The sequence below is a fragment of the Arthrobacter sp. MSA 4-2 genome (assembly GCF_016405885.1).
Lineage (GTDB): Bacteria > Actinomycetota > Actinomycetes > Actinomycetales > Micrococcaceae > Arthrobacter_D.
On sequence record NZ_JAEKGC010000018.1, the window covers coordinates 24981 to 35479 of the forward strand.

The 10499-nt window shown below is 65.0% G+C and carries 9 protein-coding genes and 1 pseudogene; 3 read left to right on the top strand and 7 right to left on the bottom strand.

Annotation, left to right across the window (positions count from 1 at the left end):
- Positions 1-37: 37 nt before the first annotated feature.
- From I6N91_RS16135 to I6N91_RS16150, 4 genes are all read right to left on the bottom strand, one after another.
- Positions 38-829, bottom strand: a complete 792-nt coding sequence (locus tag I6N91_RS16135) for an HAD family hydrolase (protein WP_198814247.1) — start codon at positions 827-829, stop codon at positions 38-40.
- On the bottom strand, positions 829-2337 hold the full coding sequence (gltX, locus tag I6N91_RS16140; RefSeq protein WP_198814249.1) for a glutamate--tRNA ligase: 1509 nt from the start codon (positions 2335-2337) through the stop codon (positions 829-831). Before gltX ends, I6N91_RS16135 begins: the two co-directional genes overlap by 1 nt.
- Before the next feature lie 63 nt (positions 2338-2400).
- Positions 2401-3174 (bottom strand): fumarylacetoacetate hydrolase family protein, encoded by a 774-nt coding sequence (locus I6N91_RS16145; protein WP_198814251.1) that lies wholly within the window; start codon positions 3172-3174, stop codon positions 2401-2403.
- Between the two features lie 165 nt (positions 3175-3339).
- Positions 3340-3483, bottom strand: coding sequence for a hypothetical protein (locus I6N91_RS16150; RefSeq protein ID WP_159618352.1), 144 nt, complete (start codon positions 3481-3483; stop codon positions 3340-3342).
- Between the two features lie 139 nt (positions 3484-3622).
- On the opposite strand from I6N91_RS16150, the gene I6N91_RS16155 reads away from it, so the two are divergent.
- The 3 genes from I6N91_RS16155 (at position 3623) to I6N91_RS16165 (ending at position 7373) form a co-directional block, all read left to right on the top strand.
- Positions 3623-4744: a hypothetical protein gene (locus I6N91_RS16155; protein WP_233091962.1), complete on the top strand. Its 1122-nt coding sequence runs from the start codon at positions 3623-3625 to the stop codon at positions 4742-4744.
- A gap of 761 nt (positions 4745-5505) precedes the next feature.
- A complete protein-coding gene (locus I6N91_RS16160; RefSeq protein ID WP_198814253.1) occupies positions 5506-5826 on the top strand; it encodes an STAS/SEC14 domain-containing protein in 321 nt (106 codons plus the stop codon).
- 5 nt (positions 5827-5831) lie between these two features.
- Positions 5832-7373, top strand: coding sequence for a bifunctional diguanylate cyclase/phosphodiesterase (locus tag I6N91_RS16165; RefSeq protein ID WP_198814255.1), 1542 nt, complete (start codon positions 5832-5834; stop codon positions 7371-7373).
- An 80-nt stretch (positions 7374-7453) separates the two neighbouring features.
- Here the strand turns inward: I6N91_RS16165 and I6N91_RS16170 are convergent, their stop codons facing one another.
- The 3 genes and pseudogenes from I6N91_RS16170 to I6N91_RS16180 form a co-directional block, all read right to left on the bottom strand.
- Positions 7454-8560 carry a branched-chain amino acid aminotransferase gene (locus I6N91_RS16170; RefSeq protein WP_198814257.1) on the bottom strand — a complete coding sequence of 369 codons (1107 nt, stop codon included), beginning with the start codon at positions 8558-8560 and terminating at the stop codon, positions 7454-7456.
- A 111-nt stretch (positions 8561-8671) separates the two neighbouring features.
- Positions 8672-9730 carry a 3-isopropylmalate dehydrogenase gene (locus I6N91_RS16175; protein ID WP_198814259.1) on the bottom strand — a complete coding sequence of 353 codons (1059 nt, stop codon included), beginning with the start codon at positions 9728-9730 and terminating at the stop codon, positions 8672-8674.
- A gap of 166 nt (positions 9731-9896) precedes the next feature.
- Positions 9897-10499: pseudogene (locus I6N91_RS16180) on the bottom strand (hypothetical protein); the annotation flags it as partial.

Below are 10499 nucleotides of genomic sequence, written 5' to 3' on the forward strand. Positions count from 1 at the left end.
TCCGGGCCGCGTTACCGCTCCGCGCCGAGAAATAACTCTACCGGAAAGATGGCAGGAACTGCAAAACGGCGTCCAGGGAGGTGATCCGGCGCAGCCCCTCCCCCGCCGTTCCGGCCTCCTCCGCCCCGCCTTCCGAGGCGCCGGAAGGCCTCGACGGGGAGTGTGAGCCGGCGCCACGCCGGTCCAGCCAGACGCCGACGAGGCCTGCGGCATCCGCGGCCCGGGCATCGATTGCAGGGTGGTCGCCGACATAGAGGGTGCGGGCAGGGTCCGTGCCAAGGCGCCGGGCACCTTCGTGAAAAATAGGGGGGTCGGGTTTCGCGACTCCGACTGCATCGATCCCCACCAAGACCCGAATCCGGCTCAGCCCGGACCGGTCAAGCTTGGCCCGCTGGTAGTCGTGCACATTGTTGCTCACGGCGCCGTACGGGACGCCCCTGGCCTCGAGCTCGTCGAGGAGGGGCATCACGTCGTCGTACGGCCGGAAATGCAGCGGCAGCGTCGCCTCGTAGGCGCTGCTCCACCGGTGGGCGGCCTCCCCCTCAAGGGGATCTGCGATGAAGGAGGCCTGGGCGTGGCGGGCGCGCCGAAGCCGCTGCTCGGCGAACGTCACCTGGCCGGCCAGGAAGGCCTCATAGTGGCCCTGGGGGTCCGTGGTGAAGAGCCGCTTGTACTCCGCCCAGTCGTCGTCGCTCAGGTGCCCAAAGGCATCCCCCGCAATGTGGTGGAGAGTCCTGCCCATGGCCGTCTCAAGGTCGACCAGCGTGTCATCGATGTCGAAGAGCACTCCCTCGATGACCGGCGCCCCCTCCCCCGGGACCGCGCTCATTAGTCGCCTGCCCCGGCGAAGGCGCGGATCCGCGCCAGAGAGGAGTCGCGGCCGAGGATAACCATTGACTCGAACAGGGGCGGGGAGATGCGCCGGCCCGAAACGGCGGTGCGCACGGGGCCGAACGCAAGCCGGGGCTTGAGGCCGAGGTCGTCCACGAGGGCAGCCCGCAGGGCACCCTGGATTGACTCCGCGTCCCAGTCGGTCACGGCTTCGAGAGCCTCGAGCGTCTTGCCGAGGACCTCGTCGAGGTTGTCCGGCAGGCCCTTCCGCGCGTCGTCGGCGACGTCGATGGCGTCGTCGTCCTTGAAGAGGAAACCGAGCATTTCGGGGGCTTCGCCGAGCAGGGTGATCCGTTCCTGGACCAGCGGCGCGGCCTCGGCGATGATTCGTTCCTCGCGCTCCGTGACCGGATCTCCGATCAGTCCGGCCGCCTGGAGATAGGGGACGAGACGGGAGCGGAAGTCCTCCTGCTCAAGCAGCCGGACATGGGTGCCGTTGATCGCCTCGGCCTTCTTGAGGTCGAAGCGCGCGGGGTTGGCCAGGACGTCGCGGACATCGAACTTCTCAACGAGCTGCGCGACGCTGAAGATGTCCTCATCAGCGGACAGGCTCCAGCCCAGCAGCGAAAGGTAGTTGAGCAGCCCTTCGCGGATGAACCCGCGGTCCCGGTGGAGGAACAGGTTCGACTCCGGGTCGCGCTTGGACAGCTTCTTGTTGCCCTGGCCCATGACGTAGGGAAGATGCCCGAACAGCGGCATGTAGCGCGCGACGCCGATATCGATCAGGGCGCGGTAGAGGGCGATTTGCCGCGGGGTGGAGGAGAGCAGGTCCTCGCCGCGCAACACGTGGGTGATACCCATCAGGGCGTCATCGACGGGATTGACGAGCGTGTAGAGGGGTGCTCCATTGGCCCGGACGACGGCGAAGTCGGGAACGCTGCCGGCCCTGAAGGTAATCTCACCGCGGACCAGGTCGGTGAACGTAATGTCCTCATCGGGCATCCGCAGCCGGAGCACCGCGCCGCGGCCCTCGCTGCGGAACGCATCGCGCTGGACCTCCGTGAGGGTGCGGTCAAAGTTGTCGTAGCCCAGCTTGATGTCGCGCCCGGCAGACCGGTGGCGGTCCTCGACCTCCTCGGGCGTGGAGAAGGATTCGTAGAGGTGCCCTGCCTCCACGAGTTTCGAGATCACATCCTGGTAGAGGTCCCCCCGCTGCGACTGCCGGTACGGTTCATGGGGGCCACCCACCTCGACGCCCTCATCCCAGTCGATGCCAAGCCAGCGCATTGCGTCGAGCAGCTGGTTGTAGCTTGCCTCACTGTCGCGGGCGGCGTCGGTGTCTTCGATCCGGAAGACAAGCTTGCCGCCGGTGTGCCGGGCGTACGCCCAATTGAAGAGGGCGGTGCGGATCAACCCGACGTGCGGTGTGCCCGTGGGTGACGGGCAGAACCGCACGCGGACCGGGGTTGAGTCATTGACAGTGGGGATCTCGGCTGCAGTAGTCATGATGGGCCAATTCTAGTAGCCGGACCCTTCGCCCCCGGCCACCGGGCGCGGCAGCCGCCGGAGTCAGCGGCGGGCGGGGTTTGAAAGCCGGCCGATCCCCTCGATCTCGACTTCGTAGCGCTGTCCCTCGCTGATGAGCCCCACTCCCGCTGGCGTCCCGGTGAGGATGATATCGCCGGGAAGCAGGGTGAAGGCCTGGGAGACGTAGGAAACGAGTTCCTTGGCTCCCCAGATCATCTGGCTGGTGGAGCCGTCCTGGCGCAGCTCGCCGTCGAGGCTCCCCTTGACGGCGAGGTTTTCGGGGTCAAGCTCGGTCTCAATCCAGGGCCCGATGGGGCAGGAGGTGTCGAAGCCCTTGGCCCTCGCCCACTGGTCGTCGGTTCGCTGGGCATCGCGCGCGGTGAGGTCATTGGCGCAGGTGTAACCAAAGACGACGTCGTCGACCCGCTCGAGGGGCACGTCCTTGCAGATCCGCCCGATGACGATGGCCAATTCCGCTTCGTAGGAAATTTCGTCCGAGAAGGACGGAAGCAGGATGGGGTCACCGGGGCCGATAACGGAGGTGTTCGGTTTAAGGAACATCAGCGGAGCCGGCGGAACCTCGTTGCCGAGTTCGGCGGCGTGATCCGCGTAATTCCTGCCGATTCCAACCACCTTGCTGCGCGGAATCACTGGGGCCAGTAGGCGCACATCGGCCAGCAGATGCCGCGCGCCAGTGAGCTGGATGCCGGAGTAGAAGGGGTCACCGTTGATGACCCCGAGCTCTTCGCTGCCGTCGGGGCCTTCGACGACGCCGAACATTGGATCGTTATCTACAACAAACCGGGCTATACGCATTGTCCTAGGTTACAGGCTCATCCCAGCCGGCCCCGGGCAGCGGAAAGGCCGTGAACTCGCCCCCCAGGAGGCGGGTTCACGGCCCTTATCACACTGCCGGACAGGTCCGGCCAGGTTTTTTCTTTGCTTTCAATCGGTTCCCTTTAGAACCGACCGGAGAAAGAATCAGTACGGCCAGTTGTTTACGCGATCGGTGCTGACGGTGGTCGAGCCCGACTTCGTCGAGGTCGAGCCGGCCGCGACGGCTGCAGAGCTTCCGGCTGTGACGAAAAGTACCGACAGCAGGAGCGCGGAGGTGAGCTTCTTCATAATTTGTCCTCAAGGTGAGATGGAAGCAAAAGACAAAAGCGGTCCTCTGCATTGCTATAGCAGATTCAGTCTACGAAATGTAGCTTCGCCACACCAGTCACAAACGTAACATTTTTTGACTAATTAATTCCGGGGGTCCATGCTGGCCTTCACTGGACGCCCGACCGCGCGGCGCCCACGTAGTTGGACGGCGCCGCCAGGCACCATCCGCGAGCCGAAGGTGGTGAAGGCCCTGCAGGAAACGCCAGGGGAACAGGTCCTCCTCGAACTTCAGGCTCGAAGCGCGTGGAACCAACGCGACTACGAGCTTGCGCGGCGGATTGCCGAGCAGGCAGCGGGCCTTGCAGCTGACCTCAACGATGACAACGCCTGGTGGAACATGACGTTTCTTCAGGCTGAATGCCTGCGCAAGCAAGGCTTGATGAACGAGTCCGTAATTGTCGGGCGCAGTCTTCAAAACCACCCCGTCACCGCCCAGTCGACGGCGCTCGCCGTCAGGGTGGCGACCCTGGTCTCCTTCGCCCTGCAGGGATGTGGAGCACTAAGGGAAGCGGTCGCCGAAGCGCGGGGAGCCGCAGCACAGGCGTCGCTCGCCCCGGGGCAACAGGAACTGCACATTGAGGCGCAGAATGCGCTGATCGCGGCGCTTGCCGACAGTGACCAACTGACCGATGCCTGGACCGAATGCCTGGTCCTGGCCGATCTTCTCGAAGAGAACGCGAGCAAGCAGACCGCGGGCATGAGCTACTGGGCCATTGGCAACGTGGCATTCCTCCTTCAACGCGTCGAAGACGGAACCAAGTATCACCGCCTCGCAGCTGACAACCTGTCGCCGACCAACGACCTTGACCTGTGGGCCCGCTTCAACCGTGCTTCCGCTGCGCTGCGCCTCGCCGCGGGGGTCGTCGAGCCGGAGACCCTCGAATGCATCGACCGCGCAGAAATGGCCAGCTCAATTGTAGGGGGCAGTGAACGGGACCGGCTCGAACTGGCATTGACCCGTGCGCACTGGCTCGTCCTGACCGGACAGTTCGATGCAGCGATCGAACGACTGCGGGCGGTGACCTCCCAGGAGTCCCTGCTCGCTACCCACACCGCCGCCGAGGCCCGCTTCCTGCTGGGCCAGGCATATAACGCCCGGCATATCGAACTCGAAGCCCTGCTGAACCTCGAAGCGAGCGAGCAGCTCTTCGTCCAGTCCGGCGCCAATGACCGGGCCGCTGCCGCACGGCAACTCATCCACCAGGTCCAGGGCGGTTGATCGGGCGGGCCGGCTCAAGCCACAGCACAGCCGCCGACCGTCGTCCAGCACCACGAATTCCCCTCTGAGCGAAGCGGACTTGCGGTTGAGGGTGGCTAGTTGTGTAGAGTCTTCTTTAAGCCCTGGCCGGGCTGGGCGTTTCCCCCCATTACTCCCACCCCGGCCGGGGCCTCTACATTTAAGCGCCATTCCGGCGGTGACCCGGTCCACCCCTGACCCAATCCACTGCTGACCCAAACCACTGCTGACCCATCAGCTCCCGCTCCCCCGGCTCCAGTCCAGAATTTGTCGTGAAGAGCACCGCCTGAGGGTGGGCCATGGTGCTAGTGTTACGCGCATCCCGCGGCGTGCGCCGCCGTATCTCGGCGAAATCAAGGTCCGGTGCCGCTTGGAGAGAACACTGTCGGTGATCTCTGGTATAACGGGGTTTCCGTCCTTCAATGGAGAAGTGGTGAAATGCAACGCTCGCCTCAAGGGGCGCTGCTGTTGCCGTATGGATGCTGGGGAGCATATGTCTAACTCGATCATCGGAACCTGCTCATTCGAGCCGGATCAAAGTCCTGCCCGCGAACGTCGATGGGGCGCCGAACGACGCTCCGTGCCGCACGTGGCCCGCTGAATTTCGACACGGGATGGTTGGGGGACCGATGACCGACGAAATTTTGCTCCACGAAGACGCAGAAATGCTTGAGGCTGGCGCGGAGCGTGCCGCCGGTGTCCACCGGCGTGGTGAACAAACCCTTTCGCGGGATGGAATCACAGTGATCACGCTTCCCGCCGGGGAGCATGTATCCAAGCGGCTGGCCGAATCCAAATCGGAGGAGGCCCGCGCGCTCGCGGCGGGCGTGCCCCGGCCCCTGCTGATCGATATTCGGGGCGTGAAATCCATCGACCGCAATGCGCGCACCGCCCTGGGTGCCGCCGAGATGTCGGCAGCGGTTGCCCTGCTGGGTGCCAGCCCTGTGGACCGCGTGCTGGGCAACTTCGTGATGGGAAGCCAGGAGCCACGTTGCCCTGTCGCCTTCTTCGCATCGCGCGGTGAGGCGCTTGCATGGCTGGCGGGCTTCCTGCCGGTACCCTGAAAAAGATGAACGCCGAAAACAAGGATCCGCGGCTGGGCCAGCTGGTCGACAGCATAGTGCGCCTTTCGCGCGGCGAATTGAGCAGCCGCATTGAGCCCTCGGAGGCAAGGGATGAAGTCGATGCGGTAATCACCGGCTTCAACCTCCTCGCCGAGGAACTCGAACAGGTCTACGACCAGTTCGAGAAGCGGGTGGAAAGCCGGACGGCGATGCTTCGCCAGGCCCACCGGGATATGAAGAAGATGGCGATGTCCGACGCCCTCACCGGCCTCGCGAACCGGGTGGCCCTAATGGAAGCCCTTGAGACCGCGCTGGCCGAGGCCGCGGATGGGGCGCCCCCGCCGGCGCTGATCCTGCTTGACCTCGATTCGTTCAAGAACGTCAACGACCGCTTCGGGCATGACGCTGGCGACCGCGTGCTCCAGGAGGTCGGCGTCCGGCTCAATGGTGTGGTGCGCGCGAGCGACGTCGTCGCGCGGCTCGGCGGCGACGAGTTTGCCATCCTCCTTCCGGCGGCCACCATGGAGATCTGCATGCGCGTCGCACGCCGCGCCCTCGAAGTCCTTGGCGAGATCATCGAACTGGAGGACCTCCAGGTCCATTCAAGGGCGAGCATCGGGGTACGGCTCGGCGATCCCCAGCAGAGCGCGGATGACCTGCTGCTCGACGCAGACACCGCCATGTACGCCGCCAAGCGCGAAGGCCGCAACATCATCAAGGTGTTCGAACCGGTGATGCAGTACTCGCGGCAGCTCCGCAGCCAGATGGCGGCGGAACTCCGGGCCGCCATCCGCCGCGACGAACTGGTTCTTCACTTCCAGCCGCTGGTTGAGCTTGCGACAAGCCGCATCATCGGGCTTGAGGTACTCGTGCGCTGGCAGCACCCGGTGCGCGGGCTCATCCCGCCGGACGTCTTCATCCCCCTCGCCGAGGAGATCGGAGTCATCCACGACCTCGACCGGTGGGTGATGTCGACGTCCCTGCGCCACCTCGCCGAATGGCGCCGTGAGCTCCAGCTCGACGACGACTTCCAGCTTCAGGTGAACCTCTCCGCTGTTGAGCTGAAGCAGCTCGACCTGGTCGACTACGTGCGTGGCCTGCTGCGGGAAACGGGGGTCCCTGCCTCCTGCCTGGTCATTGAGATCACCGAATCGGCAATCGTGACGCGGGGCGAAGTGGAGATGTACTCGCTGCTCAGCCTGCAGCAGCTTGGAGTGGGAATCGAGATCGACGACTTCGGGACCGGCTATTCCTCGATCAGCTACCTGCGCGAGCTGCCCGTCAGCATGGTGAAGGTGGACCGCTCGCTTCTTGTCGATCTTGACACCAAACCCGGCCAGTTCGGGTTTGTCTCAGCAGTGCTTCAGCTAATCCGGGCGGCCGGACTTGAGGCTGTGTGCGAAGGCATCGAGACGAAGGAACAGGCCGACCAGCTGCGGGCCATGGGCTGCGCCAGCGGCCAGGGCTACTACTTCAGCAGACCGCTGCCCATCGAGGAGATCAAGGCCCTGCTCGCCACGCACAGGTTTCTCAGCCTGCCGGCCTAGGCGACGCGGCAACATTCCGGCCCGCACGTGAAGGCCCCGGGCGGCACAACGGTGACGCTGCGCCGCCCAGAGAATTGAATCTAGACCAGCCGGGTCAGCCAGCCATGGATATCCTCGGCAGCGCCGGTCTGGATTCTCAGCAGCTGGCTACGGATGGACATCGTCACCTCGCCGGGCAGGGCATCGGGTGCGCCGATGATGTCCTCGCCGTCCTTCAGCTGCCCGATCGGGGTGATCACCGCTGCCGTGCCGCAGGCGAAGACTTCGGTGATGTCGCCGGAGGCAATGCCGTCGCGCCACTCGTCGAGAGTGATCTTGCGCTCGACGACATTCATGCCGCGGTCGCGGCCCAGCTGGATCACCGAGGAGCGCGTCACACCTTCGAGGATGGTGCCGGACAGCGCCGGAGTGACCAGCGAGCCGTCCTTGAACACGAAGAACACGTTCATGCCGCCGAGCTCTTCAACGGCGTTGTCATTGAACTGATCGAGGAAGAGTACCTGCTTGCAATCGTTGGCCTCTGCCTCGAGCTGGGCTGCGAGAGAGGCCGCGTAATTGCCGCCGCATTTCGCCGCGCCGGTCCCGCCCCGTCCGGCGCGTGCGAAGTTCCGGGAGACCCAGATCGAAACCGGCTTCAATTCTCCGCCGAAGTAGTTTCCTGCGGGCGATGCAATCACCCGGAACGAAACCTCCCGTGCGGGCCGGACACCCAGGAACGCCTCCGTGGCAATCATGAAGGGCCGCAGGTACAGGCTTTCTCCGTCACCGGTAGGAATCCAGTCACGGTCGGCCGAAACCAGCTGGCGCAGGGATTCAAGGAAGATCGGTTCCGGAAGCTGGGGAAGGGCCAGTCGGGCCGCCGACCTGTTGAGGCGTGCTGCGTTGGCGTCCGCTCGGAAGGTCCAGATTGAACCATCGGCATGGCGGTAAGCCTTCATGCCCTCGAATATCTCCTGGCCGTAGTGCAGTACGGCAGCGGCGGGGTCGAGTGCGATGGGACCGTATGGCTCGACCCGGGCATTGCTCCAGCCGCCCTTTCCATCGGCATCGACCGAGAAGTCAACGATCGCTGTGTGGTCCGTGAAGTGGTTGCCGAACCCGGGATCGGCGAGGATGGCCTCGCGCTGCTCCACGGTCTTCGGAGTAGTGGAGAGATGCTGGGCGAACTCCAGATCGGTGGCTGTCATGATTCCTCCGCGCGTGACCTGCTCCGTGCGGAGCGGCGCTCCGGGAGGCTATTTGGTCAGTGATCAGTGCCGGCTGCTTCGCCGACGCTGGGTTAATGGTTCCTAACCACCTTAGGACACTGCGGCGGCAATCGCATCGCCCACCGCCGACGTCGTTCGCGGCGCTCCGGTGCGCCCGGCAATGTCGGCCTCAACCGCACTCTCGATGCGCTCGGCTGCGGCCTCTTGGCCCAGGTGCCGCAGCAGCAGCGCCGCCGACAGAATGGCGGCCGTAGGATCAGCCTTCTGCTGGCCCGCAATGTCCGGGGCGGAGCCGTGGACCGGCTCGAACATCGAGGGTGCAGTGCGGTCCATGTTGAGGTTTCCGGAGGCCGCCAGGCCGATCCCTCCGCTGATTGCCGCGGCGAGATCGGTCAGGATATCGCCGAAGAGATTGTCAGTGACGATGACGTCGAACCGTGAGGGATCGGTCACGAGGAAGATCGTCGCCGCATCGACGTGCAGGTAGTCGTGGCTGACTTCGGGGAACTCGGCCGCGACCGCCTCCACGGTCCGCTTCCAAAGATGGCCCGCGAACACCAGCACGTTGTGCTTGTGGACCAGGGTCAGCTTCCGGCGAGGGCGCTCGCTCGCACGACGGAAGGCGTCCCGCACCACGCGTTCCACCCCGTGCGCTGTATTGAGCGAGACCTCGGTGGCAATCTCATGCTTCGTACCACCACGCAGGGTTCCCCCGTTGCCCGCGTAGGGGCCCTCGGTGCCCTCCCGCACCACGACGAAGTCGACGGGGCCGGGGGCGGCCAGTGGCGAATCCACCCCCGGGTACAGCTTGGAGGGGCGCAGATTGACGTAGTGGTCGAGTTCGAACCGCAGTTTGAGCAGCAGTTCCCGCTCAATCAGCCCCGAGGGGATCCGCTTATCCCCCGGTGCCGCACCCACCGCTCCAAAGAGGATTGCGTCATGGGCACGCAACCGGGTGAGGGTTTCCTCAGGGAGCGTCTCCCCGGTGGCGAGCCAGTGCTGGGCGCCGAGGGAGTACTCGGTGAGCGCAAGTTCCACCTCATCGGGCAGTACCGCTGAGAGCACCTTCACCGCTTCGGCCGTGACTTCCGGGCCGATGCCGTCTCCGGGGATGATCGCGAGGTCGATACGAGCAGTTGAGGCGTCCATCGACCCAGATTACGAAGCGGGCTCTCCTGCGGATAATCAGTCTCATTTTGTGAGACATCGGCGCATAGTGCTACCGGGTTCGCCAACGATGCCGCTCGCACTGAAGAAATGAGGACGGGCACCCTCTCGGGTGCCCGTCCCCTTCGTACTGACTGACTCGTTCCTGCTAGAAGCTAGCGTTCCGCTTCCGCTCAACGGCTCGGCCGGCCACGAGGCCCGCAGCGGTCAGGCTCGCCACGACAAGCCCTCCCAGCCACACCTGACCCGGGTCATCCGATGCCGCGACCGCAGCCGACTGGACGTTGAGGCCCTGGTTGGTGCGAACCGTCCCCGTTGAAGCCGGCACGACCACTGTCCGCACCGTGACGGTGCCCGAAGTCTTCACCGGGTCCTTCGTGACCGTTTCCCCTGGCATGACTGGGGCATGGGGGGCCTGCGGCACTTCAGGGGATTCTGGCACGGAGGGCGTCTCCGGAGTTCCGGGGAGTTGCGGGTTCCCCTGGCCGGGGTTCTCACCGCCGGGGTTCTCACCGCCGGGGTTCTCACCGCCGGGGTTCTCACCGCAGTCGTCTTTGCCCTCACCGGTGTTGTTGTCACCGCCGTTGTTGCCCTCGCCGGTGTTGTTGTCGCCGCCGTTGTTGTCGCCGCAGCCGTCACCGTTGCCGCCACCGTTGTTGTCGCCGGGGCCGTTGCCGTTGCCGCCACCGTTGTTGTCGCCGGGGCCGTTGCCGTTGCCGCCACCGTTGTTGTCGCCGGGGCCGTTGCCGTT

Coding starts and splice junctions, on each gene's coding strand:
- I6N91_RS16165 (WP_198814255.1), top strand. CDS start 5,832: ATGAACGCCGAAAACAAGGATCCGCGGCTGGGCCAGCTGGTCGACAGC.
- gltX (WP_198814249.1), bottom strand. CDS start 2,337: ATGACTACTGCAGCCGAGATCCCCACTGTCAATGACTCAACCCCGGTC.
- I6N91_RS16155 (WP_233091962.1), top strand. CDS start 3,623: ATGCTGGCCTTCACTGGACGCCCGACCGCGCGGCGCCCACGTAGTTGG.
- I6N91_RS16135 (WP_198814247.1), bottom strand. CDS start 829: ATGAGCGCGGTCCCGGGGGAGGGGGCGCCGGTCATCGAGGGAGTGCTC.
- I6N91_RS16145 (WP_198814251.1), bottom strand. CDS start 3,174: ATGCGTATAGCCCGGTTTGTTGTAGATAACGATCCAATGTTCGGCGTC.
- I6N91_RS16150 (WP_159618352.1), bottom strand. CDS start 3,483: ATGAAGAAGCTCACCTCCGCGCTCCTGCTGTCGGTACTTTTCGTCACA.
- I6N91_RS16175 (WP_198814259.1), bottom strand. CDS start 9,730: ATGGACGCCTCAACTGCTCGTATCGACCTCGCGATCATCCCCGGAGAC.
- I6N91_RS16170 (WP_198814257.1), bottom strand. CDS start 8,560: ATGACAGCCACCGATCTGGAGTTCGCCCAGCATCTCTCCACTACTCCG.